Annotated in this window: 14 protein-coding genes; 8 read left to right on the forward strand and 6 right to left on the reverse strand. The window is 31.5% G+C overall.

Features of this window, described 5'->3' with window-relative positions:
• The first annotated feature begins 100 nt into the window (after positions 1 to 100).
• Entirely contained in the window at positions 101 to 3,595 is a 3,495-nt protein-coding gene (locus tag GKZ86_RS19475; protein WP_154784717.1) for a T9SS-dependent choice-of-anchor J family protein, read from the forward strand.
• 54 nt (positions 3,596 to 3,649) lie between these two features.
• Here GKZ86_RS19475 and GKZ86_RS19480 read toward each other — a convergent pair whose 3' ends face one another.
• The 5 genes from GKZ86_RS19480 to GKZ86_RS19500 are packed head-to-tail and all read right to left on the reverse strand — an operon-like array spanning position 3,650 to position 8,290.
• Positions 3,650 to 4,189, reverse strand: a complete 540-nt coding sequence (locus tag GKZ86_RS19480) for a MepB family protein (protein ID WP_154784718.1) — start codon at positions 4,187 to 4,189, stop codon at positions 3,650 to 3,652.
• Between the two features lie 52 nt (positions 4,190 to 4,241).
• Positions 4,242 to 6,416 (reverse strand): hypothetical protein, encoded by a 2,175-nt coding sequence (locus tag GKZ86_RS19485; protein ID WP_154784719.1) that lies wholly within the window; start codon positions 6,414 to 6,416, stop codon positions 4,242 to 4,244.
• Positions 6,413 to 6,964 carry an RNA polymerase sigma factor gene (locus GKZ86_RS19490; protein WP_154784720.1) on the reverse strand — a complete coding sequence of 184 codons (552 nt, stop codon included), beginning with the start codon at positions 6,962 to 6,964 and terminating at the stop codon, positions 6,413 to 6,415. The genes GKZ86_RS19485 and GKZ86_RS19490 overlap by 4 nt, the downstream gene beginning before the upstream one ends.
• Before the next feature lie 50 nt (positions 6,965 to 7,014).
• Entirely contained in the window at positions 7,015 to 7,407 is a 393-nt protein-coding gene (locus tag GKZ86_RS19495; RefSeq protein ID WP_154784721.1) for a hypothetical protein, read from the reverse strand.
• Positions 7,408 to 7,414: 7 nt separating this feature from the next.
• Positions 7,415 to 8,290: a protease complex subunit PrcB family protein gene (locus GKZ86_RS19500; protein WP_154784722.1), complete on the reverse strand. Its 876-nt coding sequence runs from the start codon at positions 8,288 to 8,290 to the stop codon at positions 7,415 to 7,417.
• Positions 8,291 to 8,492: 202 nt separating this feature from the next.
• Here GKZ86_RS19500 and rmuC point away from each other — a divergent pair, with 202 nt between their 5' ends.
• The 5 genes from rmuC (at position 8,493) to GKZ86_RS19525 (ending at position 12,262) form a co-directional block, all read left to right on the forward strand.
• The gene (rmuC, locus tag GKZ86_RS19505; RefSeq protein WP_154784723.1) at positions 8,493 to 9,866 is read left to right on the forward strand and encodes a DNA recombination protein RmuC; all 1,374 of its coding nucleotides are present in this window, start codon (positions 8,493 to 8,495) and stop codon (positions 9,864 to 9,866) included.
• A gap of 42 nt (positions 9,867 to 9,908) precedes the next feature.
• Complete coding sequence (locus GKZ86_RS19510; RefSeq protein WP_154784724.1) at positions 9,909 to 10,457, forward strand: acyl-CoA thioesterase; 549 nt, start codon at positions 9,909 to 9,911, stop codon at positions 10,455 to 10,457.
• A 189-nt stretch (positions 10,458 to 10,646) separates the two neighbouring features.
• Positions 10,647 to 11,042, forward strand: coding sequence for a VOC family protein (locus tag GKZ86_RS19515; RefSeq protein WP_154784725.1), 396 nt, complete (start codon positions 10,647 to 10,649; stop codon positions 11,040 to 11,042).
• A 231-nt stretch (positions 11,043 to 11,273) separates the two neighbouring features.
• Positions 11,274 to 11,516 carry a hypothetical protein gene (locus tag GKZ86_RS19520; RefSeq protein ID WP_154784726.1) on the forward strand — a complete coding sequence of 81 codons (243 nt, stop codon included), beginning with the start codon at positions 11,274 to 11,276 and terminating at the stop codon, positions 11,514 to 11,516.
• A gap of 176 nt (positions 11,517 to 11,692) precedes the next feature.
• Positions 11,693 to 12,262 carry a YceI family protein gene (locus tag GKZ86_RS19525; protein ID WP_154784727.1) on the forward strand — a complete coding sequence of 190 codons (570 nt, stop codon included), beginning with the start codon at positions 11,693 to 11,695 and terminating at the stop codon, positions 12,260 to 12,262.
• Between the two features lie 3 nt (positions 12,263 to 12,265).
• On the opposite strand, the gene GKZ86_RS19530 is transcribed toward GKZ86_RS19525, so the two are convergent.
• Complete coding sequence (locus GKZ86_RS19530; RefSeq protein ID WP_154784728.1) at positions 12,266 to 13,177, reverse strand: TIGR01777 family oxidoreductase; 912 nt, start codon at positions 13,175 to 13,177, stop codon at positions 12,266 to 12,268.
• A 98-nt stretch (positions 13,178 to 13,275) separates the two neighbouring features.
• Between GKZ86_RS19530 and GKZ86_RS19535 the strand changes: the two genes are divergently transcribed.
• Entirely contained in the window at positions 13,276 to 13,935 is a 660-nt protein-coding gene (locus GKZ86_RS19535) for a TetR family transcriptional regulator C-terminal domain-containing protein (RefSeq protein ID WP_154784729.1), read from the forward strand.
• On the forward strand, positions 13,935 to 15,239 hold the full coding sequence (locus tag GKZ86_RS19540; RefSeq protein WP_154784730.1) for an AarF/ABC1/UbiB kinase family protein: 1,305 nt from the start codon (positions 13,935 to 13,937) through the stop codon (positions 15,237 to 15,239). The genes GKZ86_RS19535 and GKZ86_RS19540 overlap by 1 nt, the downstream gene beginning before the upstream one ends.
• Positions 15,240 to 15,266 lie beyond the last annotated feature (27 nt).

A 15,266-nucleotide genomic window follows, 5' to 3' on the forward strand; every position in this document is an offset into this window, starting at 1 on the left:
ATGTTTATAAAATGGAATGCAATAAGTTTATGATTTCACAATATTCTGTTAACTTTAAACAATATAAATTTGATTTCTAAAACCTCTATTAATAAATTATATGAAAAATAATTACTCAATGCGCCATTTTATGGCACTTTTAAGTTTTTTTTATTGCTTCTCGGCAAATCTCTTTGCTCAGACAACAATGCCAGCACCTCGACCATCATCATCACTTCCTATTAGTGAGAATTTCGAGAAATTAGATGCGGGATCTGCTTCTTATACGGATATACCTGGATTTCAGGGTTGGACAACAAATGGTACAAGTCAAAATACAACAGTTTATAATACAGGAATTACTGGAGACAGACCTTTTATAAAAAATAGTTCGGTTGGTAATAATAGTGGAGGTATTCATAATTATAGTGGTAAAATAGGATTTTTGAATACGACTTCGGGAGATTTTACAATAGGTTTTGCTTTTTCAACCCTTGACAATACAGGGATAAAAGTAGAATACGATGCGATGGTGATTCGTAACCCTTATGATGGAACTGCTAGTTATCGTCTTCAGGAAATGGCTTTACAATATCGTGTAGGTGAGAGTGGTGTTTTTATAAACTTACCATCTACTATTTATTCAAATAATACTACAACTCCTCAAATTACAGGTTCAGGTGTAGATCCTGTAGACAATAAAACAACCAGAATATCTGTAACTTTACCTTCAGATTGCGATAATAAACCGATAATTCAAATAAGATGGATAGCAAGATTAATTTCAGGTACTGCAGGTTCTCGTCAATCTTTTGCTATTGATAATCTTGATATTGCAAGTGCTGCGGGAGGTGATGTTACTGCTCCAATTAATAGTGCTGGATATCCCAAAGCCGATAATATTTTAGGAGAAAGTTTTGATTTTTCTAATAAATTAAATGAAATCGGTAAAACATATTATGTTCTTGTTGCTGGAGGAAGCGCAGAACCAACAATTACTCAATTAAAAGCAGGTCAAGATGCGACAGGAACAGCCGCGTTACAATCTGGATTTTTAGATATTACGACCGCTTCTCAGGCTGTTGTGAAAAATTTTGGAGGATTAAATCTTAATACTTTTTATTCAGTTTTCTCTATTTCTGAAGACTCTTCTGGAAATATTCAATCTACAATAAATAAAGTTGATATAACAACTTCAAATGTTCCTACTCCGGTAATATCTACAACGATAAGTTCGTTATATTTGGGTGCTTTAGAATCAAACTATACTTCTGAAACTTTAAGTTATCAAATTCAGGCTTTAAATCTTACTAGTGACGTAGTTTTGACTTCAACGGCAAATAATTTTACGATATCTAAAGATAATACGACATTTGGTTCTTCTTTAACCTTTACTGTTGCTGATTTAGCTTCAAATGCAACACCAACGGTTTATGTGAAGTTTACACCAAATGCAGTAAATAGTTTTTCAGGACAAATAACACATATAACAACTGGCGGAGTTACTAAAATAGTAGCGCTTACAGGAGATGGAATCGATCCTTATAAACAAAATTTTAATAATCCGAACGTTTTAACAAATAGCGGTTGGACTCAATTTAATTTGGAAGGCCCTTTAAATAAATGGGTATATACAATAGTTGCTAGAAATGTAAACTCTTCTCCTGGTGCAGTTTTAGTGAATGGGTATTCTGATGCCGGAGCTAGTAAAGACTGGTTGATTTCTCCAAAATTACGTTTAAACAACTTCACACAAGTTCCTTTATTGTCTTTTTACTCACGTAAATATTATGAAGGTCCAAGTTTGAAATTGATGGTTTCTACCAATTATGACGGAGTTAGCAATCCTGAAAATGCAACCTGGACAGAAATAAATGGAAAATTTCCAACTTCAACAGGAGGTTATGTTCAATCACAATTCATAGATTTAAGCGCTTACAAAACTGATCATACCTATTTGGCATGGGTTTATGAAACTTCCGCCGGACCCAGAGCCACTAATTTGGTAGCCGAATGGTCGTTGGATGATTTTTTAATTTCAAATGAAACGAGTTATTTTGATTCAAATCCTGTCTTAGATTTTGGAGATGTAATTGCTAATGCTGTTTCTACGAGCCAATCTTTTGTACTTAAGGCAAAAGGATATGGAGATATTACTCTTACAGCTCCTGCAGATTATCAATTGTCTTTAGATAATACTATATTTCAATCAAGTATTGTTGTTACATCAGCTGATGCAGCAACAGGAAAAACACTTTATGCAAGATTTACGCCTTCAGTAAAAGCATTAACAATTTCCGGTACATTAAAAGTTACAGGAACTTTATTAGACAAGCAAATCGGTTCGTTTATAGGTTCATCTATACTTAAAGCAGATACTTTTGATATTGCAACTTATAATTTAGAGTTTTTTGGTACAAATGTGAAAGATAGTAGCGGTAAAGAATTTGGTCCGACAGATAACATTTTGCAAGTCGAAAATGTCGCTAAAGTAATGAATAAATTAAATGCTGACGTTTATGTTGTTCAGGAAGTATCTGATGATGTAGTTTCTTTACAAAATTTGATAGATAAGATAAGTATAAACGGAAAAACATTCAATAAAACAATTTCTACTTCCTGGTCATATTCCTTCAATGCCCCGGAACCAGATTTTCCTCCACAAAAATTAGTCGTTCTTTACAATACTCAGACTACGACTGTAAAAAGCACAAAAATATTATTTAAAGATTTATACGATCAGGTTCGTGCCAATACTGTCGTTTTACCAAATTATCCTGGCACAGGTACTCCTCTGGACAATGATGATAGTTTTTTCTCGTCAGGACGCTTGCCATATTTGGTTCAGATAGAAACTAATATTGGTGGAATCAAAAAAGAAATTAATGTGATTGATTTTCACGCACGTGCCAATAGCGGAACTAATATAGAAAAATACAATCAGCGTAAATATGATGTTGATTATCTAAAACAAGCTTTAGATGCGGAATATCCAAATTCAAATGTTGTTATTTTGGGAGATTTTAATGATGATGTAAAAGCATGGGTTGGAAATGCCAGTACTCCATCATCATATAAAACCTTTGTTGATGATACAGCAAACTATGACGTACTTACTTTAGGTTTAAGCAATGCCGGAGCAAGCAGTTATTTTAATTTTACTCCTGAAAGTTTCCTTGATCATATCATTATTTCAAATGAATTATCAGATCAATACATTCCAAATTCAATTGCCGTTTATGATCCTCGTAATGATATTCCTAATTATATTACGACAACATCAGATCACGGACCAGTAATTGCCCGTTTTGAATTGAAAGAAGACAACTTAGCGACAATTGATTTTGAAAACAAGAATGGATATTATGTAAGCACTTATCCTAATCCTGCATCAGATATTGTTAATGTAGCTGTAAAAACAAAAGATGATAAGGTTTTAAAACTAAGACTTTACGATATCTCAGGGCATTTAGTAACAAACCCGGTTGAAATAAAAGGAACGTCGGAAAACAGTACTTCTGTTATTCAGCTGAGTAATCTTAAAACAGGAATTTATGTTTATACTTTAAGCGAAAATAATAAGGTTATTTACAGTAATAAAATTATTAAGAAATAACCATAAGAAATAAATAGTAAAAAGGCAGTCAATTTTGACTGCCTTTTTTTATTCTTAAATAGTAGAAGTAAGTAATTTTTTAGCCTTTTCCAGATCAATAGATTTGTTGTTAGGTATTTCTAAAAAATAATCCAATTGCCATTGTTGTGTTTTTTGAGCTTGTTTGCTTGTGGTTTCATCCCAAGGCGGGTAAACTCTTGTAGCTCGTTTACCTTCTTTAGTTGCTGTCGAAAATATTCCTTTTTGTAATAAAACAGATTTCGGAAAAATAAACTGGCCAAAAGAATCGTTTTTTCGAACATTTACAATAACAAAATCAATAGCATCTGAAAAATCAAAAGGTTCAATAATTCCTGTTTTATTTCGTTTCCATAAAGTTACAAACTGACCTGTTTTTGTTGGAGTAATTTTAGCTGATCTGAATTTAATATTCAGATTGTTAATTTGAAAATCGAATGCATCATATTCCTGGCTTTCCATTTCTGGTTGAGGTTCAGTGCATTCAAAATTGCAATTATCATAAACAAGTTCCTTGGTTATGATTAAATCGTTAGGTATTCGTTTTGTATGAATCCAATTGCTTTTAATTGTCATTATTGAGAATTATTTGTTGCTGTTTTTTTTGAAAATTACAACAAAAAGATTTCTAAAATGAAATATTCAATCCAAAATTAAATCCCCATTGAAATTGATTGAAAGACTGTTCAGTCAACGGATTTATATAATAATTCATCGCAGGTTCTACAAAAACATTTGTCTTTTTATAAATTCTATATTGTACTGTCGTACTCAATGTTGATCCATAAACATAATCATTTGCGTTTGCATTTTCACCTATCGAAGTGCCGTTTAAAGCCATATTGTTCGAAATTAATTTACCCACAAAACCACCTGTATTCAGGCTGATATTCGTTTTGTTTTTATTAAAAACAGAATACGAAACTTCTAATGGAACTTCAAGATATCTTAAACTCTGATCCAGATTTCCTTTTTCAATATTATCACTTTTTAACGCCATTGTTGTGCTGGTAGGCACAAATATATATCTGGTATCTTTCGTAATTTCCTGTGCCGCTAATGTCGCATTTGGATTAAAATAATCGTTGGAAGATAAAAAAGCATTTGAAGTTTTCATGTAAGAAACATTAGCAATACTCTGACCTAATTCGTTAAATTTAATACCGGAACTAACAGCCCATTTTTTATTGATTTTGTATTTTGTTTTTACACCGTAACTATTACTTTGTTTAGAATCGTTTACGTTGCCTAGCGTTTTTTCATTTTTATAATTTTCAGAATTGGCAACTCCGGCAAAAACGGCTAAATCCCATTTTTCATTTTTAGCAACTCTTTTGTCTTTATCTTCTTTCTCTTTTTTAGTTTCAGGAGTTGGCGTAATAATTCCTTTTTCTAAATTCTGAAGTTCTGCTAATTGAACAGAATCCTGCTTGCTCAAAACAACAGTATTAAATTTTGAATTGCTTTTTTGATTATCAGCAATCGCTTTTTCGTTTGTTATAATTTCTTTCTTCGGTTCTTTTACAATTTCGGTTGATTTTTGATTGTTCCAAACTGAATTTTCAGCGTTTAATGCAATATTGTTTTTTGCTTTCAGTTTATCTTCAAAAATAGAAGAAGGAACCTGGTTTTTAGATACTGAATTAAATCCATTTTCTTTTTCTGAATGAAATGATTTCTGAGCTACAGCCTGATTTGTGTTTTTCTTTTCAGGATTTATTACTTGATTTTTAGAAGCTGAATTAAATGTGTTTTGATTATTCGGAACAAATGATTTTTCAGCGACAACCTGATTTGAATTTTTCTTTTCAGGATTTATCATTTGATTTTTTGAAGCTGAATTGAATGTATTTTGATTATTCGGAACAAAAGATTTCTCGGCTACAATCTGATTTGCATTTTTCTTTTCAGGATTTGTTACTTGATTTTTTGAAGCTGAATTGAATGTATTTTGATTATTCGGAACAAAAGATTTCTCAGCGACAACCTGATTTGCATTTTTCTTTTCAGGATTTAATGCTTGAGTTTTAGAAACTGAATTAAATGTGTTTTGATTATTCGGAACAAATGATTTTTCAGCGACAGCCTGATTTTTATTTCCTTTTTCGGAATCTGAAGTTTGAAATTTAGAAGGCGAATTAAATGAGTCTCCATTCGGAAGAAGAGATTTTCCGGCCACAGCCTGATTTGAATTTCTTTTTTCAGAATTTGATATTTCATTTTTAGAAGCAGTATTCAATCCGTTCTCATTATTTGGGGCAAATGATCTATCGGCTACAGCCTGATTTGGTTTGTTTATTTCTAAATTTGATTTTTCATTTAAAACGCCTTCCTGATTGCTTTTGTTTTTAGTATTTACAGGATTAACTGTCGTTTTTTGATTTTGATTAATTTGCGAAGGATTTAATGTGTTTTTGGTGTCTTTATCAGCTGAGTTTTCTACTGCAACAGCATTTTCTTCCTTATTTATTTTATTAATAGATTCGTTCTTATTGTCGATTTCTTCAACGCTTCTTGTTTTTGAATCATCAGATTGTGTTTTTTTCTCATCCAGAACAACACTATTATTTTCTCCAGAGCCATTATTTTCAGGTTTAATTCCAGATCCGGAATTAAAATGTAAAACAGAAGGGAGCATTAATCCTAATAATAAGCATGCCGCAGCAGACCACCAAAGAACAGCTCTTTTTTTCTTTTTAGGTTTGTCTAATTTCTCCTCAATTTTATCCCATAATTCGGGAGGCGGAACACTTGAAAAGTTTTCCATTGATGAAAAAATATCTTCTATATTTTGCTTCTTCATGCTGTCTTAAAATTTTTTATGCTCAAAATCCTTTTTTGCAAAATGCGCTTAGCTCTGTTTAAATTTGATTTGGATGTTCCTTCTGAAATTTTTAATAATTCGGCGATTTCTTTGTGTTTCATCTTTTCAAAAACATATAAGTTAAAAACCGTCCTGTATTGATCTGGTAAATCCCGAATGTACTCTAGTAATTTTTCCTGTTCTATTGGAGCAATATCTAATTCGGGTTCTTCAACAAAATCGGTATCAGGATCAAAAACATCCAGAAAAAAGCTTTCTTTCTTTTTTTTATTCAAAGCCTCAATAAGCTTATTTATAAAAATCCGTTTAAGCCAGCCTTCAAAACTTCCTTCAAATTTGTATTGATTTATCTTTTGAAAAACAATAACAAATGCTTCCTGAAAAACATCTTTTGCATCGTCTTCGTTTTTCATATATTTCAAACAGATACCATACAAAACGGGAGAGAACAACTGATATATTTTCAGTTGTCCCTCTCTGTCATTTTGCATACATTGCTTGATATATTTATCTAAATCGTCTTTCAAAAAATGGTTAAATTTGTTTTGGCAAAATTAGCTTTTTTTAACGCATCAAACTATCGTTTAAAAATAGTACGAGCTGCGTCTGTATTATTGCTTAAAATGGTTAGGTTTTGATTATCAAGCTTTTCTATGATATAGGTTTTACCTTCAAACGTAATAAGGTCATGTTCTAAGTTATCAGAAACACCAATTCCCTTTGCAATTTCGTAAGCACTATTTCTAATTTCTATATCATTTTTATAAGTGATAATTCTTCCATCAGATGTAAAAACTACTTTTTTATTGAAACCGCTGGTTTTTGGTGTAGCCGTATAAGGATTATTAACTCCTCCAATCGATTTTTCCCAAGTCCATGTATTTACTATTGAAACAGCATTTACTGAATCTTTAGAATAGAAACTGGAGAAAAGACAAAATGCAACAAAAAACAATAAAAGTTTTCTCATAATTTGACTAGTTTAAACTTATGATTTTATCCTGAATTGCTTTTTTGAAAGCTTTTATCGCATCAGTTTGATCAGCAGTATCGTTTTTGTCAATATAAATTTTAGTAATACTTCCTGCCTGACGAAGTTGGAAATAAATTCCACCCTGATTACCATCATCTGGCGTACCATACGTTTTAGTTTGTCCTTTCAAAGCTAAAATTTCAGCAGGAACACTTTTTAAAAATAAAGTATATTCACCTCTTTTTGTTGTATTTGTATACTTATATTGTTCAAAAGTATAGCTTCCGTAACCAACATTTAAAAATTTAAGGATATTAAAATCATTTAACTGATAGAATTTTTGACAATCTCCACCGGTACATAAATTGGTAAAACTTCCAATTACAATGTTGTCTGAAGTTTCAACAGTTCTGTTAAAAATAATTGGTTTTGACGTTTTAGGAATCAAAATAAAATCTGAAGGATAAGTAGGGGTTTGTGAGATTGATTCTCCGGATTGAGGTCCTTTTTCATAAAAGTTAATTACGATTTCGCAATTGTTCTCAACCATAGAAGTCATTTTTATTTCGTATCCGCTAGTAGCTTTAACTCCTGCAAAAATTCCAATCAAATAGTTTTTTGTAAAATCTATATTAGGATCACTTGCAACAGGGCAGCTATTAGGGTGTTTTGTAAAATTGTCATCCATTTTTTGCTGTGTATTCACTAAAATGGCCTGCGGGTTATTAGGTAAAACTTTTACACTATAATTGCATAAAAGAGGAAATCCGGTAAAAGGTACATCTACATCAGCTCCGCAGTCAACATTAAGGTCATTGTCGTTAACTGAACAAGCGCTAATTCCAAAAGCTATAAATAAGCCAAGCATTAATTTTTTCATGATATTTTTCTAATAGGTTATATTCTGTAGATGTCCTTATATTGAAATGGTTGCGTAAACTGAGTTTTTTTGAGACTGATTTTTTTAAAAATAAGTTCAAAATGTTTGTTTAATTTTGAATTGATATTAATTAGTGAAATTTTAAATTTTAAAATTCGGCACTACACATTATTGCGTAATTTTACTTAAAATACAACTCCGTATGATTGATTTTCTTCCGTTTATAGCAGGTTTTATAATCGCATTGTTTTTAGGTATTTACTTAGGAAAAATGCTGTTTTCGGCTAAGTTTCAATCAGAAAAAGTAAGTCTTGAAGAAAGATTGAATGCGAATACCAATCAATTGCAATTGCAAAAAGATCAGTTTGATAATGACAGAAAAAGTTTCGAAAAAGTATTGCAGGCAAATAATTTTGAAAAAGAAAACATTCGAACCGAAAAAGATAGTCTTGCTATTCAGCTTTCTAAAAAAGAAGTAGATTTTGAAAATTTATGGGAACGCCATAAAGAGCAAAAAAATGAAATAACAGAACTACAGGAAAAATTCACCAAAGAGTTTGAAAATCTGGCCAACAAAATTCTCGAAGAGAAATCAGCTAAATTCACAGAACAAAATAGCGAAAACATGAAAAATATCTTGTTGCCTTTGCAGGATAAAATTCATGGATTTGAACAAAAAGTAGAACAAACACACAAAGAAAGTATCGATTATCATGCAGCTTTACGTCAGCAAATAGTTGGTTTAAGCGAAATGAATGCTCAAATGAGCAAAGAAACCCTAAACTTAACCAAAGCATTAAAAGGCGACAGTAAAATGCAGGGAAGTTGGGGAGAACTGGTTTTAGAGCGTGTTTTAGAAAAATCAGGTTTAGAAAAAGGACGTGAATATGAAGTACAGCAAAGTTTTACTAACAATGAAGGAAACCGGGTTTTTCCTGATGTTGTAATTAATTTGCCAGACGGAAAGAAAATGATTGTCGACTCTAAAGTTTCTTTGGTAGCCTATGAAAAATGGATTAATGAAGAATCAGAAATACTAAAAACAGAATTTCTGAGAGAACATATTATTTCGATAAAAAGACACGTAGAACAACTCGGAAATAAAAATTACCACGATTTATACCAAATCGAAAGTCCTGATTTTGTTTTGCTTTTTATCCCGATAGAACCCGCTTTTGCCATTGCTTTAAACGAAGATTCGACTTTATACAGTAAAGCTTTTGACCGAAATATTGTCATTGTAACGCCAACCACTTTATTGGCAACCCTGCGAACAATTGATAGTATGTGGAGCAATCAGAAACAACAGGAAAATGCTTTTGAAATTGCCAGACAAGCCGGAGCATTATATGACAAATTTGAAGGTTTTGTAGTCGATTTGGTAAAAATTGGAAATAAAATTAAAGACACAAAAAGCGAATACGATAATGCAATGAACAAATTGGTCGACGGAAAAGGAAATTTAGTTTCAAGCGTCGAAAAATTAAAGAAAATGGGAGCAAAGGCAAAAAAGGCACTTCCGGAAAATATTATTGCGAGAGCTTCAAATACAGATGAAAATGAATTACTAAATTAAATTTCATCTTCATTCATAAATCAATTACAAGAAAATAAAAACATGGCTGCAGATTTTAAACCCGTTTCTTCATCAAAAATTAGTATTTCAGAATTAATGTTGCCGTCGCACACCAATTTTAGCGGTAAAATTCACGGAGGTTATATTTTACAATTACTGGATCAGATTGCATTTGCTTCTGCATCAAAATTTTGTGGTAATTATTGTGTAACTGCTTCGGTTGATACCGTAAACTTTTTAAAACCGATTGAAGTTGGAGAACTTGTTACGATGAAAGCTTCCGTAAATTATGTGGGCAGAAGTTCGATGATTGTTGGAATTCGTGTAGAAGCAGAGAACATTCAAACAGGAGCGATAAAACATTGTAATTCCTCTTATTTTACAATGGTTGCAAAAGATAAAGAAGGAAAAAGCGTTGCCGTTCCGGGACTTATTTTGTCTAATTTAGATGAAGTAAGACGTTTTAGAAAATGCATTAAACAAATTGAATCAAAAAAAGAAGTTGAAGAACACGCCAGAATTACGAATGTAAATTCGATTGAAGATTTAGCAAGTTTAGATAAATATAATGTGCTTTTAGAAATTAGCTAAACAAATATTTAACACATAGAAACATAGATTAAAATTTAAATAATAAGGAGGTTTGAAGAAAATCAAGATTTCCCACACATAGCTATGTTTGTTTTAAACAAGTGAAACGCCTTTGTGTTCAAAGAAAAACTATGTCTTTATGTGTTAGAATTTATTACAACAAACAAATCAATTAAAAACAGAAACAAAATGGTAAAGTTTGGTTATACAATTTTATATGTAGAAGATGTAGAAAAATCAATTGTGTTTTATGAAAATGCTTTTGGTTTCTCAAGAAAATTTATTGCTCCGGGAAATGATTATGGCGAATTAATTACCGGCGAAACAACACTTTCATTTGCGTCTAAAAAACTGGCGGCTGAGAATTTAAAAGATGGATTTATCGAAAGCAAATTAGAACATAAACCTTTTGCTATTGAAATAGGTTTTATAACAGATCAAGTTGACGAATTGGTACAGAAAGCAATAGCGTTTGGAGCAATTTTAGTAAAAGAACCAACTCAAAAACCTTGGGGACAAACCGTAGCGTATGTGAGGGATTTAGATGGTTTTTTAATTGAGATTTGTACAGAAGTGCAAGGTTAGTTTATGAAAAATAACATTTTTAGGGAGCCATATTTTTTCTTCTTTATATTTATTCTAATATTCTTAATTATTGGATTTATAAATCCTAAAGAAACTTTAGATATCAATATTCATGATACATACTTCGTTATTACATATCCGGATTTCGGAATAGTTGTATCTATAATATATGGTTTTATAGGATTGCTATATTTTACTCTGATAAAATCAAATTTTAAGTTAGTAAAATGGATGACCACAATTCATACATTAATAACTATTGGAGGCTTTTGTCTAATGTTACTATTTTTTCAATTGATTCGTAATGGCATAAAACAAGGAGATTACGGATCTTTTATGGATGATATGTATTTTAATGAGAAAATGAACGGGGGAATATTTATTTCTTTTTTAAGTATAGTTGGGGTTCAGAGTTTATTTTTTATAAATATCATTCAGTCTTTAATAAAAAAGATAAAATCATTTTCGGATTAAAAAACATTCACAAATATTTAGCATAAAATCAGCAACTAATAGCCATAAAATATCGTAACTTTAAGAGAAGAGATTAGGTTACTATATTTTCAAGGAGTATTGCCATTCGATTTTTCAAACCTGATTATTATCTTCTTAAAAAATCGACTGACATAATTGTTTAATTGCTGACGATTATGAAAACAACTACACTATTATTTTTACTTTTTACCGCATTTTCAATACTTGCCCAGGATAAATTTAAAACCAATTCGGCAGTTATAAATTTTGAAGCTTCTGTTCCTTTTTTTGAAGAAGTAAAAGCGGTCAACAGATCGGTTACCATTTTATTGGAACCCAAAACAAGCATTTTCATTTGTACCGTTATTATCAGAGATTTTCATTTTAAGTTAGACCTGATGGAGGAACATTTTAATGATAATTATCTCGAAAGCGATCGTTATCCTAAAGCAGTCTTTAAAGGTAAAATCGCAAAATTTGATATGAAGGATATCGATGAAATTGAAAAAGAATATAGCATTAAAGGAAAATTAGCTATTCACGGAAAAACGAAAGAAGTAACAGTTAAGGCTTTTATTAAAAAGGTAAAAGACGGAATACAGATTATTTCTGATTTCCCAATTGCTGTTTCTGATTTCAATATTAAAATCCCTCAAAAAATTGGTTCTAAGATCGCAATGACGGCAAATACAGATTTAACCGGAGTAATACGCAGCGATGAGGAAATACTTTTAACTTTTAAATAGCGTTTAAGATAAACTATTAGAAAGTGCAACTTCGATGTCGATAAACAGAAACTCATAACCTGCTTTTTGTATTTTTTCAGAAGAAACCCTTTTTCCTTCTAAAATTGCAATACTCATTTCTCCCAAGATGAGTTTAATTACAAAGGCAGGTATTTTTGGCACCCAGATTTTATATCCATATAAATGAGCCAGAATTCTGGATAATTTTGCATTTGTAGTATTATCTGTGACTGCAGCATTGTACGCTCCATTCATTTCGAGATCAGTTAAGGCTTTAGCATAAATATGGCATAAATCTTCGATATGAATCCAGGGAATATATTGTTTTCCTGAACCTATAACGGCACCAAAACCAGCTTTAAAACCAGGCGTAATTTTTTTTAGAAATCCTTCATCTTTTCCAAGAACAATTCCGGTTCTGATTTTTACAGTTCTAATTCCCAACGAATTGATTGTATCTACAGTGCTTTCCCATTTTTGGCAAGTCATTCCTAAAAAATCGTTTGCCGGAGCCGTGTTTTCAGAACAAATTTCCTGACTCGTTGTTGCACCGTAAATTCCAACAGCAGAAGACGAAACAAAAGCATCTAAAATTTTGTTGTTATTTTTTAAAACAGAATATATAAGTTCGATAGGTTTTGTACGACTTTCCAGAATTGCCTTTTTACGCTTTTCAGTCCATCGACTTTCGACAATTCCTTCGCCGGCCAAATGAATAATATAATCTGCTTTTAAGACAGCTTCTTCTTCAATAAAGTCACTTTTTATATCCCATTTATAATACGTAATTAAAGGAGTGTTTTTTCGGTCAGAACGACTCAAAACAGAAACTGAAAAACCACCGGCAATTAAAACTTCAGTTAGGTGTTTACCAACAAATCCTGAACCTCCGGTAAGTAAAACATTTTTAGCCATGATAGTTTATAATATATTTAACAGTGTGTCTTGTTTAGGTATAAGTAAAGATACTTAAACATTGCTTACCTTTAAGGCGAATTCTAAATTTATAAAAAATGGCTACCAAAAATAAGATAATCAGCAGAGAAGAGATAGTTTCACTATATATGAATGAAGTTCTGGAAAAGGGACAAAAACCAAAATCTGTGTATCATTTTGCGAAAGAAAATGATTTTACAGAAGCTGAATTTTACTCTTTTTTTGGAACGCTTGAAGGCTTAGAAAAAGAAATATTCAAAATCTTTTTTAGTAACACGGTTGACTTATTGCACAAAAATACGGAATATCTTGAATATGACATGAAAAACAAGATGTTAAGCTTTTATTTTACTTTTTTTGAAGTTTTAACAGCCAATAGAAGTTATGTTTTGCAATCGCTTAAACTAGACAGAAACCCGCTTCGAAACCTGGTGCAGCTGACTTCGCTTCGTGAAAGTTTTAAAGAATACGTTTCTGAAATTCTGACCGATGATTATAGACTTGAGCAGGAAAAACTTCAGAACTTTCAGGAAAAAGCACTTAAAGAATCAGCATGGTTGCAATTAATGCTAACGATAAAATTCTGGATGAGTGATGAATCTGCAGCTTTTGAAAAAACAGACATTTTTATTGAAAAATCAGTTAACGCATCATTTGAATTAATGAATGTTGCACCAATGAACCATCTTATAGATTTAGGAAAATTTCTTTTTAAAGAAAAAATATACAGCAAATAATGAAAACAATAGATTATATACCAACCTCAAAAATAGAAAGAGCCAGCAAATTGGTGCAAACAGGTGCAAAAGTAGGTGTAAACTACATTAAGCATTATGCCGAAAAAATGGTGAATTCAGAATTGACACGCGACAAATTAAACGAGAATAACGCCGAGGATATTTACGACGGATTAAAAAGCTTAAAGGGAAGTGCTTTAAAAGTAGCCCAGATGTTAAGCATGGACAAGAATTTTTTGCCTCAGGCGTATGTCGAGAAATTCTCTTTGTCTCAATTTTCTGTTCCGCCACTTTCAGCGCCATTGGTTTTAAAAACATTTAAAAGCAATTTAGGCAAAACACCTTATGAAATTTTTGATGAATTTAATGCGAATTCTGTCAATGCCGCAAGTATTGGCCAGGTGCATTTAGCGAAAAAAGGTGATAAAAAATTAGCCGTTAAAATTCAATATCCGGGAGTTGCCAATAGCATTTCTTCAGATTTGGCTTTGGTAAAACCTATTGCGATTAGAATGTTTAATTTGCAAGGAAAAGATTCCGATAAATATTTTAAAGAAGTTGAAGACAAGTTGATCGAGGAAACTAATTATTTGTTAGAACTTAAACAAAGTCAGGAAGTTGTGGCTGCCTGTAGTAAAATCGAAAACATACTTTTTCCACATTATTATCCTGAGTTTTCGTCAGAGAAAATTATTACAATGGATTGGATGACGGGAATTCATCTTTCTGAATTTACCGCAAAAAACACCGATAAAGAAGTTGGAGATAAAATAGGGCAGGCGCTTTGGGATTTTTATATGTATCAAATTCATGTACTTCGCAAAGTTCACGCTGATCCGCATCCGGGGAACTTTTTAGTTGACGATGAAAATAGATTAATTGCGTTGGATTTTGGATGTATGAAACAAATTCCGGAGGAGTTTTATGTGCCGTATTTTGAGTTAATCAATAAAAATGTAATTACAGACACAGCACGTTTCAATCAGAAATTATTCGAATTAGAAATCCTTCGTCCAGATGATTCACCTGCAGAAATTGAATATTTTACAGAGATGTTTCATGATTTATTATCGCTTTTTACAAAACCATTTCAGGGTGAAACTTTTGATTTTGCCGATGAAACTTTTTTTGAAAGTATCGCTAAATTAGGCGAACGTTTTTCTAATGATACAAATCTTAAAAAAATGAACGGAAATCGCGGTTCTAAACACTTTATTTATATGAACAGAACTTTCTTTGGTTTGTATAATTTAATGTTTGATTTGAAAGCGAAAATTGTAGTTGAGAATTTTAAGAAGTATTAAAAAATGTTTGTTTTGTTTCAGGTTTCA

This window comes from Flavobacterium sp. LC2016-13 (genome assembly GCF_009707955.1).
Classification (GTDB): domain Bacteria; phylum Bacteroidota; class Bacteroidia; order Flavobacteriales; family Flavobacteriaceae; genus Flavobacterium.

Excerpts from the sequence above, each read along its gene's own strand:
- GKZ86_RS19475 (WP_154784717.1), top strand. The coding sequence starts at position 101 with ATGAAAAATAATTACTCAATGCGCCATTTTATGGCACTTTTAAGTTTT.
- GKZ86_RS19480 (WP_154784718.1), bottom strand. The coding sequence starts at position 4,189 with ATGACAATTAAAAGCAATTGGATTCATACAAAACGAATACCTAACGAT.
- GKZ86_RS19485 (WP_154784719.1), bottom strand. The coding sequence starts at position 6,416 with ATGAAGAAGCAAAATATAGAAGATATTTTTTCATCAATGGAAAACTTT.
- GKZ86_RS19495 (WP_154784721.1), bottom strand. The coding sequence starts at position 7,407 with ATGAGAAAACTTTTATTGTTTTTTGTTGCATTTTGTCTTTTCTCCAGT.
- GKZ86_RS19500 (WP_154784722.1), bottom strand. The coding sequence starts at position 8,290 with ATGAAAAAATTAATGCTTGGCTTATTTATAGCTTTTGGAATTAGCGCT.
- rmuC (WP_154784723.1), top strand. The coding sequence starts at position 8,493 with ATGATTGATTTTCTTCCGTTTATAGCAGGTTTTATAATCGCATTGTTT.
- GKZ86_RS19510 (WP_154784724.1), top strand. The coding sequence starts at position 9,909 with ATGGCTGCAGATTTTAAACCCGTTTCTTCATCAAAAATTAGTATTTCA.
- GKZ86_RS19515 (WP_154784725.1), top strand. The coding sequence starts at position 10,647 with ATGGTAAAGTTTGGTTATACAATTTTATATGTAGAAGATGTAGAAAAA.
- GKZ86_RS19520 (WP_154784726.1), top strand. The coding sequence starts at position 11,274 with ATGACCACAATTCATACATTAATAACTATTGGAGGCTTTTGTCTAATG.
- GKZ86_RS19525 (WP_154784727.1), top strand. The coding sequence starts at position 11,693 with ATGAAAACAACTACACTATTATTTTTACTTTTTACCGCATTTTCAATA.
- GKZ86_RS19530 (WP_154784728.1), bottom strand. The coding sequence starts at position 13,177 with ATGGCTAAAAATGTTTTACTTACCGGAGGTTCAGGATTTGTTGGTAAA.
- GKZ86_RS19535 (WP_154784729.1), top strand. The coding sequence starts at position 13,276 with ATGGCTACCAAAAATAAGATAATCAGCAGAGAAGAGATAGTTTCACTA.
- GKZ86_RS19540 (WP_154784730.1), top strand. The coding sequence starts at position 13,935 with ATGAAAACAATAGATTATATACCAACCTCAAAAATAGAAAGAGCCAGC.